The 22,260-nt window shown below is 40.0% G+C and carries 16 protein-coding genes and 1 tRNA gene; 6 read left to right on the forward strand and 11 right to left on the reverse strand.

Going from position 1 to position 22,260, the window contains the following annotated elements:
* Positions 1-3 precede the first annotated feature (3 nt).
* From oppB to Xmir_RS35970, 4 genes are all read right to left on the reverse strand, one after another.
* Positions 4-924 (reverse strand): oligopeptide ABC transporter permease OppB, encoded by a 921-nt coding sequence (oppB, locus tag Xmir_RS35955; protein WP_099114821.1) that lies wholly within the window; start codon positions 922-924, stop codon positions 4-6.
* An 85-nt stretch (positions 925-1,009) separates the two neighbouring features.
* Positions 1,010-2,653: an oligopeptide ABC transporter substrate-binding protein OppA gene (oppA, locus tag Xmir_RS35960; protein WP_099114822.1), complete on the reverse strand. Its 1,644-nt coding sequence runs from the start codon at positions 2,651-2,653 to the stop codon at positions 1,010-1,012.
* Between the two features lie 124 nt (positions 2,654-2,777).
* Positions 2,778-4,418, reverse strand: coding sequence for an ABC transporter substrate-binding protein (locus tag Xmir_RS35965; protein WP_099114823.1), 1,641 nt, complete (start codon positions 4,416-4,418; stop codon positions 2,778-2,780).
* Positions 4,419-5,021: 603 nt separating this feature from the next.
* Positions 5,022-5,666 carry a YchE family NAAT transporter gene (locus tag Xmir_RS35970; protein WP_099114824.1) on the reverse strand — a complete coding sequence of 215 codons (645 nt, stop codon included), beginning with the start codon at positions 5,664-5,666 and terminating at the stop codon, positions 5,022-5,024.
* Between the two features lie 489 nt (positions 5,667-6,155).
* Here Xmir_RS35970 and adhE point away from each other — a divergent pair, with 489 nt between their 5' ends.
* Positions 6,156-8,819, forward strand: coding sequence for a bifunctional acetaldehyde-CoA/alcohol dehydrogenase (gene adhE / locus Xmir_RS35975; protein ID WP_099114825.1), 2,664 nt, complete (start codon positions 6,156-6,158; stop codon positions 8,817-8,819).
* A 118-nt stretch (positions 8,820-8,937) separates the two neighbouring features.
* Here adhE and Xmir_RS35980 read toward each other — a convergent pair whose 3' ends face one another.
* Entirely contained in the window at positions 8,938-9,534 is a 597-nt protein-coding gene (locus Xmir_RS35980; protein WP_099114826.1) for a thymidine kinase, read from the reverse strand.
* Positions 9,535-10,180: 646 nt separating this feature from the next.
* On the opposite strand from Xmir_RS35980, the gene hns reads away from it, so the two are divergent.
* Complete coding sequence (gene hns / locus Xmir_RS35985; protein ID WP_099114827.1) at positions 10,181-10,582, forward strand: histone-like nucleoid-structuring protein H-NS; 402 nt, start codon at positions 10,181-10,183, stop codon at positions 10,580-10,582.
* A 235-nt stretch (positions 10,583-10,817) separates the two neighbouring features.
* Here hns and Xmir_RS35990 read toward each other — a convergent pair whose 3' ends face one another.
* The 3 genes from Xmir_RS35990 to galU are packed head-to-tail and all read right to left on the reverse strand — an operon-like array spanning position 10,818 to position 14,122.
* Positions 10,818-11,828 (reverse strand): NAD-dependent epimerase, encoded by a 1,011-nt coding sequence (locus tag Xmir_RS35990; protein ID WP_099114861.1) that lies wholly within the window; start codon positions 11,826-11,828, stop codon positions 10,818-10,820.
* 8 nt (positions 11,829-11,836) lie between these two features.
* Positions 11,837-13,180 (reverse strand): UDP-glucose dehydrogenase family protein, encoded by a 1,344-nt coding sequence (locus tag Xmir_RS35995; RefSeq protein WP_099114828.1) that lies wholly within the window; start codon positions 13,178-13,180, stop codon positions 11,837-11,839.
* Positions 13,181-13,204: 24 nt separating this feature from the next.
* Entirely contained in the window at positions 13,205-14,122 is a 918-nt protein-coding gene (gene galU / locus Xmir_RS36000; protein WP_099114829.1) for a UTP--glucose-1-phosphate uridylyltransferase GalU, read from the reverse strand.
* Positions 14,123-14,811: 689 nt separating this feature from the next.
* On the opposite strand from galU, the gene Xmir_RS36005 reads away from it, so the two are divergent.
* The 3 genes from Xmir_RS36005 to Xmir_RS36015 all read left to right on the forward strand — a co-directional run bounded on the left by Xmir_RS36005 (position 14,812) and on the right by Xmir_RS36015 (position 16,428).
* Positions 14,812-15,273 carry a YchJ family protein gene (locus tag Xmir_RS36005; RefSeq protein WP_145956903.1) on the forward strand — a complete coding sequence of 154 codons (462 nt, stop codon included), beginning with the start codon at positions 14,812-14,814 and terminating at the stop codon, positions 15,271-15,273.
* Positions 15,274-15,340: 67 nt separating this feature from the next.
* Complete coding sequence (gene purU, locus Xmir_RS36010) at positions 15,341-16,189, forward strand: formyltetrahydrofolate deformylase (protein WP_099114831.1); 849 nt, start codon at positions 15,341-15,343, stop codon at positions 16,187-16,189.
* 154 nt (positions 16,190-16,343) lie between these two features.
* Positions 16,344-16,428: transfer RNA gene (locus tag Xmir_RS36015), tRNA-Tyr, on the forward strand.
* A gap of 346 nt (positions 16,429-16,774) precedes the next feature.
* Here Xmir_RS36015 and Xmir_RS36020 read toward each other — a convergent pair.
* Complete coding sequence (locus Xmir_RS36020) at positions 16,775-17,638, reverse strand: helix-turn-helix domain-containing protein (protein ID WP_099114832.1); 864 nt, start codon at positions 17,636-17,638, stop codon at positions 16,775-16,777.
* A 651-nt stretch (positions 17,639-18,289) separates the two neighbouring features.
* Between Xmir_RS36020 and xthA the strand changes: the two genes are divergently transcribed.
* Complete coding sequence (gene xthA / locus Xmir_RS36025) at positions 18,290-19,096, forward strand: exodeoxyribonuclease III (RefSeq protein WP_099114833.1); 807 nt, start codon at positions 18,290-18,292, stop codon at positions 19,094-19,096.
* 55 nt (positions 19,097-19,151) lie between these two features.
* On the opposite strand, the gene Xmir_RS36030 is transcribed toward xthA, so the two are convergent.
* Entirely contained in the window at positions 19,152-21,092 is a 1,941-nt protein-coding gene (locus tag Xmir_RS36030; protein ID WP_099114834.1) for a DNA topoisomerase III, read from the reverse strand.
* Positions 21,093-21,208: 116 nt separating this feature from the next.
* Entirely contained in the window at positions 21,209-22,252 is a 1,044-nt protein-coding gene (gene selD / locus Xmir_RS36035) for a selenide, water dikinase SelD (protein WP_099114835.1), read from the reverse strand.
* Positions 22,253-22,260 lie beyond the last annotated feature (8 nt).

The following is a 22,260-nucleotide window of genomic DNA, read 5'->3' on the forward strand; positions in this document are numbered from 1 at the left end:
GTCTCAGTAACGAATTTTCGGATCAATGACGGCATACAGCACATCAACGATAGCATTAAACATGATGGTTAAACTTCCCACCAGAATCGTCAAACTGAGTACCAGTGAGTAGTCACGATTTAATGCGCCATTAACAAACAATTGACCCAGGCCCGGTAAACCGAAAATAGTTTCAATGACCATTGAACCTGTAATAATACCTACGAATGCAGGTCCCATATAAGAAATGACGGGTAACAGGGCGGGTTTTAACGCATGACGGAAAATAATCTTTCGCAATGGCAAACCCTTGGCTCGTGCTGTGCGAATAAAGTTGGAGTGCAGAACTTCTATCATAGAACCGCGGGTAATACGGGATATGCTGGCAATATAAGAAAGGGAAAGTGCAACCATCGGCAGAAGCATATATTTAGGTGCCCCGCCATTCCAGCCCCCACCCGGCAACCATTTTAAGGTAATGGCAAATATAAGCACTAATAAGGGGGCAACCACGAAGCTGGGGATAACAACCCCCGTCATGGCAAACCCCATCACCGTATAGTCCCATTTTGTATTCTGATTTAATGCTGCAATAACCCCTGCACTGACACCAAATATGACTGCCATAATAAAAGCAGCAAATCCCAATTTGGCCGAAACTGGCAGCGCTTCTGCAACCAGATCATTGACACTGTAGTCTTTATATTTAAATGAGGGGCCAAAATCCCCTTTGGAAAGTTGGATTAAGTAATTGAAGTATTGTTTATAGATAGGGTCATTCAAATGGTATTTCGCTTCAATATTTGCCATAACTTCCGGCGGTAGCTTCCTTTCCCCTGTAAATGGGCTACCCGGTGCAAGCCGCATCATAAAAAACGAAATAGTAATAAGAATAAAAAGTGTCGGGATCGCCTCTAAGCAGCGGCGTAAAATAAACTTTAGCATTGCCCGTTCCTATTGTTTAGCCAAACCATAGCCTTAAATTATCTGACAAGCAGGCGACCCAATAGATTGAGCCACCTACTGATTCCTAATGTTTTATTATGTACATATCCTTCGCATGGAAGTTATCCAATGGATCTTTGCCGGTATAGCCACCAACATAAGGCTTCACTAAACGAGAATTGGTATAGTAGAAGATTGGAACAATTGCAGAATCTTTATCTAATTGAGCATTCGCTTTGGCGTAAATTTCCGCACGTTCTTCATCAGTTTTTGCTTGAAGTGATTGTTTCAATAACGCATCAAACTCTTTGCTCTTGTAGTGAGCGGTATTATTACTGCTATTGGATAACATTGAATTCAAGAAGGTAGAGGCTTCGTTATAATCAGCACACCATCCGGCACGGGCAATGTCATAATTACCCTGATGGCGAGAATCCAGAAACGTTTTCCATTCCTGATTTTCGAGGGAAACATCAACACCGATATTCTTTTTCCAAAGGGAAGCAGCAGCAATAGCTAATTTTTTATGCAGATCGGAAGTGTTGTACAGTAACTTAATTTTCAGGGGATTATCTTTGGTAAACCCGGCTTCCGCCAAAAGTTTTTTCGCTTCGTCGTTACGCTGTTGCTGATTTAGCTTGGTATACCAATCCGGTTTTTCATCTTTAAAATCGGCGATATAAGGTGGTGTATAACCATAAGCGGGTATATCCCCCTGATTTTTCACCTTATTAGTCATAATATCTCGATCTATACCCAGATTCAGCGCGGTACGTACTCGTGGATCATTAAAGGGTGGCCTTTCATTATTAATTTCATAGTAGTAGGTACACAGTTTCGGATTAACAACTAACTGCTCAGGGATCTCTTTTTTCAGTTTTTGGAACAACTCAACAGGTAAGTTGTCATAGGACATCTCAATTTCACCAGCACGATAACGGTTAACATCTGTAATTTCAGAGGAAATTGGCAAGATAGTGACTTGATTAATGATGGTGTTTTTATTATCCCAATACTGGGGATTACGTTCGAGAACCAGTCGCTCATTGATCACCCAACTTTTCGGTTTATAAGCGCCATTACCTACAAAGTTTTGCGGTTGTGTCCATCTATCACCATATTTTTCTACGGTTGCACGATGGACAGGAGATGTGGTCGGGTGAACAAACAATCTAACTAAATAAGGAATAGATTCACTGAGGGTTAACTGTAATGTGTGATCATCTAATGCCTTCACCCCCAAAGATTCAGGTTTTTGTTTGCCTTTGATGATATCGTCAACGTTAAGAAGATGGGCATATTGCATAAAACTTGCATAGGGAGATGCCGTATTGGGATCTACTACTCGGCGCCAGCTGTAAACAAAATCCTGTGCGGTGACAGGGTCACCATTTGACCATTTTGCATCTTTACGCAAATGGAATGTCCAAACTTTAAAGTCCTTATTTTCCCAGCTTTCTGCCACTCCTGGTATAATTTTACCGTCAGGCTCATTGATGACCAAAGTTTCAAACAAATCACGGGCAATGTTGGATTCAGGAACACCTTCAATTTTATGCGGGTCCAGTGATTGCGGTTCAGAGGCATTATTGCGAACCAGTACCTGTTTTGCAGCGTCTGCCAGTTGCACACCAGCCGGTACTTGTGCTGCAAATGCCTGCCCCCCTATCAACATGCCTAATGCTACAGCAATGCCAGTAGCAAGTTTTTTCTTTGTTGTGTTTACCATTTTATTCTTACTCCTATTAATATCATCTGATCCATGAATGCGATATCCACGCATTAGAATGGTTGTTATTCGTACCCTAAAGGAACTATTTTGTTTACAGCAAGATAATATTTTGTGATAACGATCAGTTAATCGCTTTTTTAATATACAGATTCTTTAAATCGATATAATCAAGGGGGTCTTTTCCTGTCATTCCCCCAACCGTCGGACGAATAAGGCGCACACTGACACGGTAATAAACCGGTATCAGCCCAGAGTCTTTATCGAGTTGAGCCTCAGCTTCCTGATAAAGTTTCTTACGCACTGCTTCGTCTTTAGCGACAAGTGCCTGACTCAGATAATTATCAAAAACCTCACTTTGATAGAAAGTGGTGTTGTTACTGCTCGTTGACAACAACATATTCAGGAAAGAAGAAGGTTCGTTATAGTCGCCACACCATGTCGCTCTTGCGACATCAAAATTTCCCTGATGACGATTCTGGAGAGAGGTTTTCCACTCCTGATTTTGCAGAGTGACTTTTGCACCAATATTTTTCTGCCACATAGAAGCCGCAGCAATGGCTTGTTGTTTGTTTTGTTCTGATGTGTTGTATAGCAAGGTAAATTTCAGGGGATTACGGGCATCAAAACCCGCTTCTTTCAATAATTCCCTTGCCCGCTGATTGCGTTGCTCTTGTGTCCAGCTTGCCCATTCGGGATTAATCGTCAGGCCGCTACCAATATAAGTCGGGCTGAAACCATACGCAGGAATTTGTCCCTGCCCCATAATCCTTTCAACAATAATATCCCGGTCAAGACTCAGTTTTATGGCTTCCCGTACCCGTTTATCTTTAAACAGCGGTTTTTGGTTATTGATTTCATAGTAAAATGTGCACAGGTAAGGTGAAATTTGCAGTTGGTCGGGAATATCCCGTTTCATTTTTTTATACAGATCGGGTGGAATAGCGTTGTCAGTAATATCCACTTCTCCGCTGCGATAGCGGTTAACACCGCTGATTCCTGAAACAATCGGCAGGAAAGTCCCTTTTTCAATAATGGTTTCTTTATTATTCCAATACTGAGGGTTACGCGTTAACACAATCCGCTCATTAACTACCCAGTCTTTCAAAATATAAGCCCCATTACCAATATAGTTTTCTGGTAACGTCCACTTATTACCCCATTTTTCGATCACATCCTGCCTGACGGGTTTCACTGCCGTATGGCTCAACATATCAACAAAATAGGAAACTGGGTGACTGAGAGTGACTTGAAGACGATGATCATCTAACGCCTTAACACCCAATTGATCCGGTGATTTTGTTCCTTTTAAAATCTCATCGACATTCTGAATATAGGCATATTGTAAATAACTGGTATAAGGTGACCCTGTGCTTGGATCAGCCAAGCGACGCCAACTATAGACAAAATCCTGCGCAGTCACAGGCTTACCATCGCTCCATTTGGCATCTTTACGTAAATAGAATGTCCATAGCTTATGGTCCTCATTTTCCCACCTTTCTGCCACCCCCGGAATTGTCTCGCCATTTGGGCCTGTCGTGACCAACCCTTCCAACAAATTACGGATAACGGCCGTTTCTGGACCACCTTCAACTTTATGTGGGTCCAGTGAAGTGACTTCAACGCCATTGTTAACGGTTAGTTCTTGTTTTTCGGCTAGCGTGATCCCTGCTGGTACGGTCGCCGCAATTCCTTGTACGGCAGGAACCGATAATAAAACGATACTCGAAATCAACCGACTCAACTTTGATGGTTTTTTCCCCATTTTTTCCTCCAAGCGATAAACAGCAAATGAATCGTTTTTAATCTACTAACCCCAATAATTTACTTATCGCGTTAACAAGTGGTAATTAACCTACTAAAAAGCTATGCTCACATAATAATTGTTATATAGTTTTTATAATAAATTTATTAAAGGATTAAGGTTATTCATTTCCCTTGTATACAATCCATTCACAATACCAATGTAACGCATTAATAATATTAGTTTTTATTTTGTTACCCCAAGGCAATGATCATAAAATGCGATTACGAGAGAAAATAAACATTATTTTAACAAAATGCAATCACCACAGAGTAAAAATCCACCTTCATCACAAAATAGCTAAGCAAGCTACCAATTAAATAAGATTATAAAAAGTAAAATAGTGTGGAAAATTACAGTATTATTTTGAGGTAGTCAGGCTAGAAAAGAATAAAATATGAGCAAAGATATTTAAGAAACTATTCGAAATGGTGTTATTGACCAATTGTATTTTAATTGGTCACCTGTTGATTGAGTTTTGGCTGATTTACTCTCTTTTTGAGTAAAAAATTTCATCTTATTACATTAATGATTTAAATAAATACATAAGTGATCTTGACTGTATCATAATAATCCTGGAAACAGCACTTTTACTCCCGTGACAATAAATTCAACACCTAACGACATTAACAATAATCCCATAATTCGGGTAATCACGTTAATGCCGGTCTGCCCCAAAAATTTCACCAACAAAGATGCTGAACGGAATAACAACCAACAACAAAAAGCAAACAGCACACTGGTTAATGCCAATCCAAAATAATTTTGCCATCCTTGATAACGTGCGCTCCATACCATGCAAGAACTAATCGCCCCTGGGCCTGCCATAAGGGGTAACGCCAATGGCACAACAGCAACACTACTCCTCACTGCGGCCTCCGATTTTTCCAGCTTATTTTGTTTATCTTCTCCCAATTTGCCATTAATCATCGCTACTGCAATTGTAACTATCAACATCCCACCTGCTATACGAAACGAGTTTATTGAAATACCAAACACATAGAGGATCGAATCACCAACCAATAAGGAAATACATAAGATAATGGCAACAGATAAGTTTGTTATGAAATTGGTTTTATTACGTCCCGCAGGTGTCTGATAATTAGTCATACTAATGAAAACAGGTAAAACGCCAATCGGGTTGACTAATGCAAACAATCCCATAAAAAATTTAATATAACCAGAAAATCCCAGTAATGACTCACCCACAATCAACCCCTTCTCATACAAATAAATAAAACTTATAGCAATAACTAAACAATACAGTAAATCGAAATCAATTCGTTACGTTAAATCAACTAATTCGGAAATTTTTATCAATAAGCTCAGCCTATCAATAAGAAATACAATAAAAATAAAGTTAATGAATTGTATTAAATTGGTTAATTGAAAATGTAAATTTATACCAATATATCAATTGGTAATTGCCCTCCAAAACAAAAGCTGAATTGTGTCAGCTTAATGTTTTCATGATCTAAATCACAATATAAAAGCCTGTAAATGGTAATCTGTATTCAACGTAAAATTTCAAGACAAGGAATTATTCCTATATCGATCATTTCATTAAGCAATTTTTTAAGGCAATTAGCCGTATTTTTGATTAAATCTAAAAAATTAATCTCATTACACTATTTGATAATTTAATAATCTCGCAGCTAATTACCTTAAAAAATTTAACATTTATCAGGAGTAATTTTTATGGCTGTAACTCAACTTGCTGAACTCAACGAATTAGTTGCTCGCGTAAAAAAAGCCCAACACGAATTTGCTAACTTTTCTCAGGAACAAGTTGACCGAATTTTTCGTGCTGCTGCCCTTGCTGCCGCAGATGCTCGTATTTCACTGGCAAAATTAGCGGTGTCTGAATCTGGAATGGGAATAGTAGAAGACAAAGTGATCAAAAATCATTTTGCTTCTGAGTATATTTATAACGCCTATAAAGATGATAAAACCTGCGGCATCTTATCTGAAGATAATACGTTCGGTACTATTACTATTGCGGAACCTATTGGCCTAATTTGCGGTATCGTTCCAACAACAAACCCGACATCTACAGCCATTTTCAAGGCACTTATCAGCCTGAAAACCCGAAATGGCATTATTTTCTCCCCCCATCCACGAGCTAAAAAGGCAACCAATAAAGCAGCCGAAATCGTCTTAAAGGCAGCAGTTGAAGCAGGGGCGCCAAAAGACATCATTGGCTGGATAGATGAACCTTCTGTCGAGCTTTCAAATGCTTTAATGCATCACCCTGATATTAATTTGATTTTAGCAACCGGTGGCCCTGGCATGGTGAAAGCAGCCTATAGTTCCGGCAAACCTGCAATTGGTGTCGGTGCCGGTAATACCCCTGTGGTCATTGATGAATCAGCAGATATCAAACGTGCCGTCGCCTCAATTCTGATGTCAAAAACCTTCGATAATGGTGTGATTTGTGCTTCGGAACAATCAGTGATTGTTGTTGATGCTGTTTATGAGCAAGTTCGTGAACGTTTTTCAACTCACGGTGGATATATTCTGCAAGGAAAAGAACTGAAAGCGGTTCAAGATATTATTTTAAAAAATGGTAACTTAAATGCTGCAATTGTTGGCCAGCCAGCAACAAACATTGCTGAAATGGCTGGGGTTAATGTACCTGAAAATACTAAAATTCTTATCGGTGAAGTCACGCTGGTCGATGAGACTGAACCTTTCGCTCATGAAAAATTATCGCCGCTACTTGCTATGTACCGTGGTAAAGACTTTGAAGATGCCGTTGAAAAAGCTGAGAGATTAGTTGAAATGGGCGGTATCGGGCATACTTCATGCCTTTATACTGAACAAGATAATCAGGCTGAGCGCATTAAATATTTCGGCGATAAAATGAAGACTGCCCGTATCTTGATTAACACACCAGCATCCCAAGGTGGAATCGGCGATTTGTATAACTTCAAGCTATCCCCTTCTCTTACGCTGGGTTGTGGATCTTGGGGCGGTAACTCCATTTCCGAAAATGTGGGGCCAAAACATCTGATCAATACGAAAACAGTCGCTAAAAGAGCCGAAAATATGTTGTGGCATAAACTTCCAAAATCAATCTATTTCCGACGCGGCTCTCTGCCGATTGCGTTGGAAGAAGTCGCTACAGACGGCGCAAAACGTGCTTTTATTGTTACAGACCGCTTCTTATTCAATAACGGTTATGCCGATCAGGTTATCAATGTGTTGAAATCTTACGGTATAGAAACTGAAGTCTTTTTCGAAGTTGAAGCAGACCCTACTTTGAGTATCGTCCGTAAAGGCGCTGAACAAATGCATCTGTTCAAACCGGATGTCATTATTGCTCTTGGTGGCGGTTCCCCCATGGACGCGGCCAAAATTATGTGGGTGATGTATGAGCATCCAGAAACACATTTTGAAGAACTGGCCCTGCGCTTTATGGATATCCGTAAACGCATCTATAAGTTCCCGAAAATGGGCGTAAAAGCCAAAATGGTTGCTATTACCACGACGTCAGGAACAGGTTCAGAAGTAACGCCTTTTGCGGTTGTCACTGATGACATAACCGGGCAAAAATACCCATTGGCAGACTATGCACTGACTCCTGATATGGCGATTGTCGATGCCAATTTAGTTATGGACATGCCAAAATCCCTGTGTGCTTTTGGTGGTCTGGATGCAGTAACACACGCACTGGAAGCCTATGTTTCTGTTCTGGCTAATGAATATTCTGATGGACAAGCCCTGCAAGCACTGAAGCTATTGAAAGATTTTCTGCCTGCCAGTTACCACGAAGGGGCAAAAAATCCCGTTGCCCGCGAACGTGTCCATAACGCAGCGACCATTGCCGGCATTGCTTTTGCCAACGCATTTTTAGGCGTATGCCACTCTATGGCCCATAAACTTGGCTCCGAATTCCATATTCCACACGGTTTAGCCAATGCGCTGTTAATCTGCAATGTGATTCGCTACAACGCGAATGACAACCCAACGAAACAAACCGCATTCAGTCAATACGACCGTCCACAGGCGCGACGTCGCTATGCGGAAATCGCAGATCATCTAGGACTAACCGCATCAGGTGATCGTACTGCGGCAAAAATTGAAAAACTGTTGACCTGGCTAGAAGAGATAAAATCCCAGTTAGGCATTCCCGCTTCTATCCGCGAAACAGGTGTTCAAGAGGCTGATTTTTTGGCAAAAATTGACAAACTCGCAGAAGATGCGTTTGATGACCAATGCACTGGGGCCAATCCACGTTATCCATTAATTTCTGAATTGAAGCAATTGCTATTGGATTCTTTTTATGGTCGTAAGTTCGCAGAACAAAGCGGACCTCAGGAGGCAATAAGACCAAATAGAAAAAATAATAAGAAACAATAATAAATGATAGGCTGATGTAATTTAAAAGGCGCTAGGTTACCCTAACGCCTTTTTCTATTATTACATTTACCTGGTTTAATAACTTTATGCCCATTCTTAGATCGCAACGTTTGTCGTATTAAGCTTTTTTTGCCTTAGCCTCACGAATAACGTCACTATAGTGCTTACGGCACACAGAGACGTACTTTTCATTACCACCAATATCAACCTGAGCCCCGTCGTAAACAACGTTCCCATCGCTGCCAAAGCGCAATACACGGCTGGCTTTTCTCCCACAATGGCAAATTGTTTTCAACTCCACCAACTTATCTGACCATGCGAGAAGATATTCGCTTCCACTGAATAACTCCCCTTGAAAATCGGTTCTCAGACCATAACAAAGAACAGGGATATCATCATAATCTACAATTTCACATAGCTGTTCGACATGTTCTTTCGTCAAGAATTGACATTCATCAATCAAAACACAATGAACTTTTTCCGCCTCATTTTCACTTCTGATAAGCTCGGCAATATTTTTTTCGGGTGAAAACAGCAAAGCTTCAGCGGATAAACCAATACGGGAACTTACCTTTCCTTTACCGAACCGAGTGTCGATTTCCGCTGTAAAAATCAGCGTCCTCATTCCTCTTTCGTTATAGTTATAGGATGATTGCAATAAGGAAGTTGATTTCCCTGCATTCATGGCAGAATAATAAAAATAAAGCTGAGCCATTGGCCCGTCCATCCTCTTGTCAAATTTAATCAGTCGGTATATCGCGGTAAGTTTACCACAAACTCTGATTGAGATTGCTCCCTGTTATTGCTAAATGTGGAGTAGCAGAAACAAATTAGAACAAATAAGAAAATATTATTTTCATGATAATCATCACATTTGAGCATATAAAATCAGCACACAAGCACATTCTGCATGACAAATGAACGAAATTAACATCAAAAAGAAATAGTTATTTATCCTTCCACTCTTTGCATATTAATAATCATAGCGGTTTACTTTTGCTCAATTCGGTCACTATAATCATAACCAATAGATTACCCATAAAAAACTTTCAGCTCACACTAAATTCTTCAACTTATTTCCAGAAGAACAGTTAACATTTCTTACGGATTGACTATAAATTAGTTTTATACGTCTCAGTTTATCCCTTACTCAACTTTACAGTAATCCGTCCTCAATGCTTATTGAAAAATGGCAATCTGAATAGCGTGATTAAAACGCAATATATCGATTATCAAAAAAATTGCATTTTAAAATGACATGTTTTAGCCTGAGAAAGTAAATTCACTATTGCAGAAAATAAAATAGCATTCTATTATTATCCCTACATCAGCCATCATCATTATAATTTGAGACCAGGACAATGAGCGAAAATTTAAAATCCTTAAATAACATCCGTACCTTGCGCGCACAAGCAAGAGAATGTGAACTTACTACTTTAGAAGAAATGCTGGAAAAACTTACGACTGTTGTTGAAGAACGTCGCGATGAAGAAAGCCATGCTCGTGCACAAATAGAAGAGCGTACACGTAAACTTCAAGAATACCGTGAAATGCTGGAAAAAGACGGCATTGAATTAAGTGATTTAGTAGATGCTTTAAGCGGTAAATCTACTGGTAAATCTAAACGTGCAGCACGTCCAGCTAAATATTCATACGTTGACGAAGGTGAAACTAAAACTTGGACCGGTCAAGGCCGTACACCAGCTGTAATCAAAAAAGCAATTGATGAACAAGGCAAAAAACTGGAAGATTTCCTGATCTAATCAGTTGTCTTGTAGACTCAATAACAAAAATACCCCTTATCGGGTATTTTTGTTTTTATGCTTAATACAACTAACTAGGTTAATTACTGGCTGATGTAAAAAAACACCGAGATTTATATTAACGACTAAGTCGCTTTCATATTCTCATGTGCTAAAGAAGAACTTAACACTAACTTAGTTTTTTATTAACATAAACTGATAAAAAGGAGCTAATCGCTCCTTTTTTATTTCACCATTACGCTGCCTGATAAAAGTTTAAGTACCAATCAACAAAGCGTTTTACCCCTTCCTTCACCGGAGTATCAGGTGAAAAGCCAATTTTAGCGTAAAGCTCACTAGAATCTGCGCATGTTGATAACACATCGCCATCCTGAATTTCCATAAAGTTTTTCTTTGCTTCAATTCCTAATGAATCTTCAATGGCTTCAATAAAATCCCCCAGCTTTGTCGGTTGGCCGTTACCAATATTGTAAACACAGTATGGCGCAGAGCTGGCAGATATCTGACCATCTTCAACTGACCAATTTTTATTGGAAGCAGGAATGACAGCTTGCAATCTGATTATAGATTCAACAATATCATCAATATATGTGAAATCCCTCACCATATTCCCATGGTTATAAATATCGATTGGTTTGCCTTCTAACATAGCTTTAGTAAATTTAAATAAAGCCATGTCAGGGCGTCCCCATGGCCCATATACGGTAAAAAATCTCAACCCGGTAGTAGGAAGGTGATAAAGATGCGAATAACTGTGAGACATTAGCTCATCAGCTTTTTTCGTGGCTGCATATAAAGAAACAGGGTGATCAACAGAATCATCAGTAGAGAATGGCTGCTTTCTATTTAAACCATATACTGAACTTGAAGACGCATATAATAAGTGTTCCACATGATTATGGCGACATCCTTCAAGGATATTGATATGACCGATGATATTGGCATCAATATATGCCATTGGGTTTTGGATAGAATAACGCACGCCAGGTTGAGCACCCAAATGGATAACTCGCTGAAATTGATGCTTAGTAAACAATTCCGGGATGGCAACTCTATCGGCCAAATCTAATTTTTCAAATTTGAAATTCGAATAAGGGAGTAATAAATTTAATCTCGCCTGTTTTAAATTAACATCATAATAATCATTGAGGTTATCGATACCGACAACCTCATACCCCATATTCAATAATCGCTGGCTAACATGAAAACCAATAAAACCAGCGGAACCTGTAACTAAAAATTTCATATAATAACTCAAATAACCGGATTGATTGAGGCCCCGCGCCCAATTCCATAGTATGTAAATCCACGCGATTGCAGGCGCTCAGGATCATAAAGATTACGTCCATCAAAAATCACTGGCGTTTTCAATGAATCCTTAATCACATCAAAATCAGGCGCTCTGAAGTTTTGCCATTCTGTGCATATAACCAAAGCATCGGCACCTTTTAATGCTGCCTCTTTGGTACCCATTAAAGAAAGATCGTCACGCTGTCCATAAATACGTTGGGCTTCCTGCATGGCTTCGGGATCATATGCCTGTATTTTAGCGCCACATTCCCATAATGTTTCCATCAAGACACGACTTGATGCTTCACGCATATCATCCGTATTAGGTTTAAACGATAACCCCCAAATAGCGAATGTTTTGCCAGATAAGTCATTACCAAAATGACGTTTTACAAAAGTAGGCAATTTTGTTTTCTGTTTTTCGTTAACCTGCTCAACGGCCTGAAGAATTTTTGGCGTATATCCAATTTGTTCAGAAGTACGAATCAATGCCTGAACATCTTTCGGGAAACATGAACCACCATATCCACATCCAGGGTAAATAAAATGATATCCGATGCGCGAATCAGAACCAATTCCCTGACGTACATTCTCAATATCCGCTCCCAATATCTCTGCCAGGTTAGCAATTTCATTCATAAAACTAATTTTGGTTGCCAACATACAGTTAGCTGCATATTTAGTCAGCTCAGCACTGCGAATATCCATGACTATCATGCGATCGTGGTTACGATTAAAAGGTTCGTAGAGTTCACGCATTACATCAACTACATTATCGTTATCACAACCAATGATTATGCGCTCAGGTCGCATGCAATCGGCAACTGCCGCACCTTCTTTCAAAAATTCAGGGTTAGAGACAACATCGAACGGGAGTTCTACATTGCGTTCTGCCAGTGTTGCCTGCATCACTGCCCTGACTTTATCAGCCGTGCCCACGGGTACTGTTGATTTGTCAACAACGACTTTATAGCCATCCATATTTTCCGCGATGGTTCTGGCTACCGCAGTGACATATTGAAGATCGGCTGATCCATCTTCATCGGGAGGTGTTCCTACTGCAATAAACTGTAATTTGCCATGAGCAATACCGGCTTTGGCATCCGTTGTAAAATTTAAACGCCCTTCTGCATGATTTTTCTTTACCAAAGGCGTCAAACCCGGTTCAAAAATAGGGATCTGACCATTTTTCAGGTTCTCGACTTTTTTTGCATCAACGTCAACACAAAGTACATCATGCCCAACTTCTGCAAACACGGTTGCCTGAACTAAGCCCACATAGCCAATACCAAATACAGTAACTTTCATATCACACCTTAAATCACCAGTAGATTATTTTTCAATCCGATTTTGCAAAGTCATGACCCAATCCGTGAATAATTTACCCAGTTCCTTATGTTTCATGCCATATTCAACAAATGCCTGCATATAACCTAATTTATTACCACAATCGTGGCTACGCCCCTGCAAGTGATAAGCCTCAACAGGTTCTTTTTCCATCAGCATGGCAATTGCATCTGTCAATTGTATTTCATCTCCTGCACCTGGTGCAGTTTTTGCCAATAACGGCCAAATATTTTCAGATAATACATAGCGCCCAACGATAGAAAGATTTGAGGGTGCTTCTTCTGGTTTTGGCTTTTCAACAACGCGAACAATAGGCTTGCTATCACCCGGTTTTAGTTCTTCACCTAAACAATCGACGATACCATAATCCGAAACACTCTCTACAGGAACAGGTTCAACCAGAATTTGGCTTGCGCCACTACTATTAAAGCGTGACAACATTTCGCTCAAATTATATTTTGACAAATCAGTACTATATTCATCCAAAATAACATCGGGCAAAATCACTGCAAATGGCTCATTACCAATAAGCGGCTTGGCGCATAGCACGGCATGCCCCAACCCTTTTGCAATCCCTTGGCGGGTCTGCATAATGGTCACATGCTTTGGGCAAATAGACTGTATTTCATCTAATAACTGGCGTTTCACTCTTTTCTCAAGAATCGCCTCCAGTTCAAAGCTGGTATCAAAATGGTTTTCTATCGAGTTTTTGGATGAATGTGTAACCAGAATAATTTCATTAATGCCCGCTTTGATACATTCATTGACGACATACTGAATAAGTGGTTTATCCACAAGAGGGAGCATTTCTTTAGGAATGGCCTTCGTGGCTGGTAACATCCGAGTTCCCAAACCGGCAACGGGTATAACAGCCTTTTTTACCTTTTTATTTATTACTGACATTACATTGTCTCCTACTGCTCTGTTGTCACTGACAAAATCCTTTACAGCTTAAACAATAGCATTAACTCTCTAAAAAAATGGTATGTGTGAAGAAAATCGTACTTGCAAAAAAATAACGCGCATGAGTATACCAGTTAATTCAACTAGATATACAGTACGAAAACATTTAATCGCACTTCAGTGATTCAATATTTAGTATCACGATAAAATGATACATAAATGTTATAAACCAACTGATAAAGAGATGAAAAAAACATCAGTTTTATTTCTATTATGCTATACGCTGTATTAGCAAAAGAGTTGTATTACCAAAAGGACTGTGCTCAGCGATTTAAATTGAATGAATATTCTTCAATACAGAGAAGACAATTTGTTATCTCACGGCATCTAATAATTACGGAACTTAATATATGTATTTAATCTGGTTGGCAACAATAAAATGTTTTCTCTGTAAAGAGTGATATAACTCATAATTTCAAAATCATTCATGATAATCATATTCGAACCCTGCTCCACCATAGCGGACACTTAGCAAGCGTTGCGACGGTTGCCCATATTCGAGTATCATCAGCCAATGATAGCTCGATAGACCTGTACTATTTATTATATTCTTACATTTATTATAGTCTTACATATCTTTGCAATATTGCTCATATTGACAGCAACCACTTTGAATAATTGGAGTTATTTTGACAAACATGTGTTCCTGCGGCAGTGGTTCACCTTTCACTCATTGTTGTAGCCCCTATCTCGAAAATCATCGTCTTGCTCCAAATGCCGAATCTTTGATGCGTTCCAGATATAGTGCTTATGTGACGCAAAATGCAAACTATCTTATCGCTACTTGGCATCCTGATTGTCAGGCTGAAAATTGGCGTACAGAAATAGAGAAAAGTTTCGCGGGCGTACAATGGCTGGGACTGAACGTCCTCGAAACGAGCGAAGGTAAACATAATAACGAGGCCTATGTTGAATTTTCAGCTTGCTTTATTGAACAAGGAAAGCAAGATAGACAATTGATTCATGAGCGTTCGCGTTTTTTGCGCATTGAACAACGTTGGTTTTATATCGATGGCGTTCGCCCTCAGACAGGCCGTAATAGCCCTTGTCCGTGTGGTTCAGGCAAAAAATACAAGAAGTGCTGTGGATAAATCAGTATCTAAGTATTAAACATAACAATTCACAAGTAGTGAAGAATATTCGGGGATCTCGTAATCCATGCAAAACACAAACATACAAAAAAAAATCTTGCGTACAATCTGTCCTGACGCTAAAGGATTAATCGCAAAAATCACAAATATTTGTTACAAACATCAATTAAATATCGTTCAAAACAATGAGTTCGTAGATCATCGTACTGGACGTTTTTTTATGCGCACAGAACTAGAGGGTATTTTCAACGATGAAACACTTCTGGCAGATTTGGATGATGCCCTGCCAGTCGGTTCAAACCGCGAATTAAATACAGCCGGTCGCCGCCGTATCGTTATCATGGTGACAAAAGAAGCACATTGTATTGGCGATATCTTAGTAAAAAGCGCCTATGGTGGATTGGATGTTGAAATTGCTGCTGTTATCGGCAATCACACAACCCTGCAACATTTGGTTGAACAGTTTGGTATTCCATTCCATTACATTAGCCATGAAGGTTTAACTCGTGAGCAACATGATGAAGCTCTCATGGCTCAAATTGATCAATATGAACCCGATTATGTTGTGCTCGCTAAATACATGCGTGTTTTAACACCCGCATTTGTTCAGCATTATCCAAACCAAATAATCAACATCCATCATTCATTCTTACCGGCATTCATCGGTGCACGCCCTTATCATCAGGCTTATGAGCGTGGTGTAAAAATCATTGGCGCCACTGCTCATTATGTAAACGATAGCTTAGACGAAGGCCCAATTATTACTCAGGATGTAATTAATGTGGATCACACCTATACTGCGGAAGAGATGATGCGTGCAGGGCGAGATGTTGAAAAAAATGTTTTGAGTCAGGCATTGCACTCTGTTTTTTCTCAACGAGTCTTTGTATATGGTAACCGCACTATTATCCTTTAAAAAGTAAGAAGTTATTGGACGTTAGAGCATAATCTGCTCATGAGGTTTAAAAAAACATCGTTCGATACTTTATTTTCAATAAACTACTTTACAGCGGCGGCTTATTTGGTATTATGCCGTCCGCTGCTAACGACAGCGAACAATTCAAAAATCTGGTGGGGTTCCCGAGCGGCCAAAGGGAGCAGACTGTAAATCTGCCGTCACAGACTTCGAAGGTTCGAATCCTTCCCCCACCACCATCAAAGAATCACCCTTACTTTACATCACCCAATAATTCAACATATCCTGCTTTAGAGAAGCTCCAAAACCCTTTGAGCAAAATTCGAATGAATACAGCGTAATGATAATGCCTATAGCGTATAGAATTACACGGAATGAGATAATGAAATGTATAGGTATGGATATAGTGTGGCGTGCGTGATGTGCTAATCCGAAGGTGAGGAACAAAATGACGAATCACCCTTCCTCACCACCATCAAAAATCTACCCCAAGCCCTGAGTGCATTACAAAAGCAATAAATGCCTTTGGATAAGTACCAATAGCGGAGCTGGGAAATCTGGAGTTCGCTCCGCTTATGTAATCGGCTACTCCATATCGCTAACAGAGTCGATGAAACGATTTAACACGCTTGAATGAGACTTTGATTTGTAGACATAACACTGATTCACTGCATCAGGTCGTGATATTGGAATGAAGCCTAAGCTTTCTCCCTCTTCCAATGCGCCGGAGTGGGAATCTGTAATACAAATATAATCGGTTGACTGAATAAAATTAAGACAGCATTCTATATTGTCCATCTGTCGAATATTGACCTTCTCTCCATTTTTTATCATTTCCTCTTCCAAATTCTTTATCAAATTACCTTTGTAGAGTACGGGATCACATAACCATGTTCTCTTTTTCAGTAATTGAGTAAAGTCCCCATTCACTTCATTCAATAACTCTTTACGGCAGCAGATCCCTAAATTTGGCCCATCAATTTTCCGTACAAGACTGAATCTATCACTAAGTACTTTTTCTGAGCTTAAAATTATCGTATTACCCTCATAGTCAACTATTTCATCAATGTTATCATAACTGAAGCGTAATATATTTACTTGAGCATTATTTCTGTCCGCTGCTTTATAAAGCGAAATCAGATGCTTTTTCTTACCCCAATCATGGTATATATTTACCACATTACAAATACTCCCGCTGATGTGTTTCTTTGTAATTTCTTTCTCTTTCAAATAGAGCTCTTTTAGGTCATTATATAACTCCACTCCGTCTTTGGTCAGAATCATCCCAAACTTCTCCCTTTTAAATAAGCGCTTTCCTAACGTCGCTTCAAAGTCTTTAATTGATTTAGCGACTGGGGGAGTAGTACGGTTCATCACTCTTGCCGCCTTGCTTAAAGAACCCATTTCCACCACCGCCATGAATGCTTCTAATTTACGAGAAAAAAACATAATTCACCGTTCCTATGTAACTTGTGGCTAAAATAATTTCCTTGAAATGGCCTTCTCATCAGGTAACCGCTAAATCAAACTTGATATTATGAAGGTACAATTTTGTACAATAAAAATAGATATTTTTCAAATGACATTTATATAAAATGCCAGCCCCTGATGCAATAATGCGGTTTAGATGAACTATATAATTCATCTATATCATGATGAATATTCCACCGTGATTGTAAGCCATTAATAAATATAACCATGACCTACAAGTCCAAATTTCTATCAGAGATTGATTAACTCTTCTACTTTTTCATTAATTAATTTTTGTAACGCACAACATAAAATAAATTCAAAGCATAAAAAACCTAACAAGGATTATAATATCACTCGTTTAATATAACATATTAAAACTAGTGAATTATCATATATCCTTTAATTCATTACTTGTTATCTTTGTGTTTTATTATTATTTATAAAACGATTCGACACTATAAATTTGGGGTAGCAAGAGTATTATACTCATAATAGTATTACATATAGGAGTAAAGTAGCGAAATATCAAGTTAGTTAGGTAAAATTTATTATTTAATAAATAGTTACATCTTTATTTATATCTGTTAACATTAAAAACCAGTACATTCTCAAGGTGATTATAACGATATGAAATTTATCTCATTCAATATTAATGGATTGCGAGCACGCCCCCATCAACTTGCTGCCATTGTTGAACAACACCAACCAGATGTGATCGGATTACAGGAAATAAAAGTTCACGATGAAATGTTTCCCTTAGAAGAAGTGAGCAAACTGGGCTATCACGTCTTCTATCACGGCCAAAAATCACACTATGGTGTTGCCTTGCTTACCCGCCAGCAACCCGTAGAAGTTCGCAAGGGTTTCCCTACAGATGGTGAAGATGCACAACGTCGTATCATTATGGCTGATATCGAAACACCTCTCGGTTTATTAACTGTAATCAACGGCTATTTTCCTCAAGGAGAAAGTCGTGATCATCCAGTCAAATTTCCGGCAAAAGAAAATTTTTATCAGGATCTGCAATCCTACTTAGTCAATCACCATACCCCAGAATCACACATTCTGATCATGGGAGATATGAATATCAGCCCTACTGATCTTGATATAGGAATCGGAGAAAACAATCAAAAACGCTGGTTAAAAACGGGGAAATGCTCTTTCCTGCCAGAAGAGAGAGAATGGATGGAACGCCTTAAGAATTGGGGATTAATCGATACATTCCGGGCTAAACATCCCGAAATCAATGACCAATTCTCTTGGTTTGATTATCGCTCAAAAGGGTTTGATGATAATCGCGGATTACGCATTGATTTGTTGCTTGCCAGCCAATCCTTAGCAGAACGGTGTATCTCTTCAGGCATTGATTATGCCATTCGCAGCATGGAAAAACCGTCTGATCACGCTCCTGTCTGGACAGAATTTGAAATATAATTACCAAATTATGAAACACAGCACCATGAATTATGGTGCTGTGCTATCACATTTATTACGTCCGATTAACTTTATCTGTCTTTGTCTTATTCTGACGGGATTTTGTCTGTTTCCCTTTTTTACCTTTTGCAGGAGCAGGAGGTAAGTCCCTGAACGCCTTCAAATTTCGGTATTGTTTTGCCTGCCAGATTAATTGTTGCAACGTCTCTTGAAGAGGCAACATAAAATCCTGATAGCGGAATTGCTTTTCACTGATTTGCGTCAGCCGGGATTCCCAATGTGCTGTCATATCGGGTAATACAGCCATATCCGGCAATACATGGATCAACGCTCGCCCGGCAGGTGTGGCATGAATATAACGCCCTTTTTTATATAAAAACTCCCGTTTAAATAGCAGCTCAATAATCCCTGCCCGGGTTGCTTCCGTACCTAAACCATCTGTTGCCCTCAGAACCTTTTTCAATGCCTTATCCTGGACAAATCGGGCGATACCCGTCATTGCAGACAATAATGTTGCATCGGTAAAAGGTCGTGGTGGTTGTGTCTGCCTTTCCACCACTTCCCCCTTCTCACACAAAAGCTCATCGCCCTTAGCAACAATCGGTAATGGAGTACCTTCGTTCTCTTCATCCCGCTCCTTGTTACCAAGCAAAGTTCTCCAGCCCGCTTCTGCTAAAAAACGTGCTTTAGCGATAAATTTTCCACCTGCAATATCGAGTTCAATCGTACACTTACGGAATACTGCATCAGGGAAAAATTGCATCAGATATTGCCGGGCAATTAAGCCATAAATGTGACTTTCATTATCTGTCAAATTAACTTGGCTACTGCGGGCAGTAGGAACAATGGCATGATGCGCATCCACTTTCTTATCATCCCAACAACGATTCTTTTTATCCACATCCAAAGCATCTTGAGGAAGCAAATGTGCAGCATGCACTGAAATAGCATTCAGGACCGCATGACGCCCTGCAAAATGTTCTTCTGGTAAATAACGACAGTCCGAGCGTGGGTAAGTAATCAATTTATGGGTTTCATAGAGCCGCTGACAAATATCCAGTACTTCTTGGGCACTCAAACCAAAACGCTTGGCTGCTTCAATCTGCAAGGAAGAAAGCGAAAATGGCAATGGTGCAGTTTCTGATTCCCGTTTATCCTGATAGGCTGCGACATAGGCAGGTTGCCCTGTAATACGCGCTACAACATGCTCTGCTAATGGACGGTGAATTACCCTTCCTTCCTCGTCCTGAAAATCAATACATGATTCACTTGGCTGCCATAATGCCGTAAACCGCTCTTCATTTGGCGTGACAATATGTGCTTTAACCTCAAAAAAATCTTTCGGCACAAAATGCTCTATTTCTTCATCACGACGAACAACTAACCCTAAAACGGGTGTTTGAACACGCCCAACAGATAACACCCCCTGATAACCTGCATTCTGGCCCAATAACGTATAAGCACGGGTCATATTGATGCCATAAAGCCAATCTGCTCTCGCTCTGGCAAGTGCAGAAACACACAAAGGAACAAATTCCCTGTTGCTTCTCAGACGTTCAATCGCTTTTGTGACTGCCTGAGGATTCAAGTCATTAATCAGGCAACGTTGGACATTTTGCTTTTTTTCCGTATCCAGCGCTAAAAAATCCAGTACTTCATCCACCAGCAATTGCCCTTCACGATCCGGGTCACCTGCATGGACAATTTCGTTCGCCCTTTCCAGTAGGGATTTAATTGTATTGAGCTGCTTAGCCACGTCAGCCCGTGGCTTTAACTGCCATTTTTCAGGAATGATCGGTAAATCAGCCAATACCCAGCGGGCATAACGGGTATCGTAAGCATCTGGCTCAGCCTGCTCTAATAGATGACCAACACACCAGGTAACAAACTGATTATTACCGCACTCTATAAACCCATCCCCACGCCGATGAGGTTTCGGTAACACATCCGCTATAGCTCTCGCTAGGCTGGGTTTTTCTGCAATAAAAAGACGCATGGAATTATTCAATATTTACCTGTAAAAAATATACTTTAAATACATCATACTATTTCAACAAATTTTCTAAGCTTCCTTACTCGGATAATGGCTTTTAAATGAGTAATTGTGGTTATTTATTCAACAACTTCAATTAATGCCCTGTCTGAGCTTGGTTCAGACAATTCACCAATCGCTATCAAATCAATGTCGTGGTTGCGTGCAATGGCTTCCGCCTCTTTCACGGCATCCGGCAAAATAGCCAGCAATAAACCGCCCGACGTTTGTGGATCACACAGGAGATGGCGTTGACGAACAGTCATTTCTCCTATTAAGTGCCCATAACTGTCAAAGTTGCGCCCCGTGCCACCAGGTACGCAACCTTTTTCAATATAAACATCAACATCCGGCAATCTTGGTATCTGCGAAAACTTGACCGTTGCCTGAACGCCTGAGCCTTCACAAATTTCACCTAAATGCCCTAACAGGCCAAAACCTGTTACATCCGTCATCGCCGTGACACCTTCAATACCTGCAAAATCTGCGCCTGCTTTATTCAGCCTGCACATGGTTTCTTTCGCAACACCTTGGTGTTCAGGCCGAAGCAAACCTTTCTTTTCAGCGGTGGTCAATACGCCAATACCTAAAGGCTTAGTCAAAAACAGGTGGCTGCCTGCCCTTGCCTGATTATTACGCTTCACACGCTCAATATTGATGATACCGGTCACTGCCAAACCAAAAATGGGCTCAGGGGCGTCAATCGAATGCCCGCCAGCAAGGGAAATACCTGCCGCCTGACAAACAGCCCGCCCCCCCTCAATGACTTTTTGGGCAATTTCCGGGGGCAATTTAGCAATTGGCCACCCCAGAATTGCGATCGCCATTATCGGCTTGCCTCCCATCGCGTAAATATCACTGATGGCATTAGTCGCCGCAATACGACCAAAATCAAATGGATCATCAACAATTGGCATAAAGAAATCCGTAGTGCTAATGATGCCTGTGCCATTGCCAATATCATACACAGCAGCATCATCACGGGTTTCGTTACCCACCAGCAAATTAGGATCGAAAAATTTTGCTTGTTCACTATGCAAAATAGTTTCCAATACCTTAGGAGAAATTTTGCAGCCACATCCGGCGCCATGGCTATACTGAGTCAGACGGATTTCTGTTGACATTGTTGTTC

The organism is Xenorhabdus miraniensis (genome assembly GCF_002632615.1).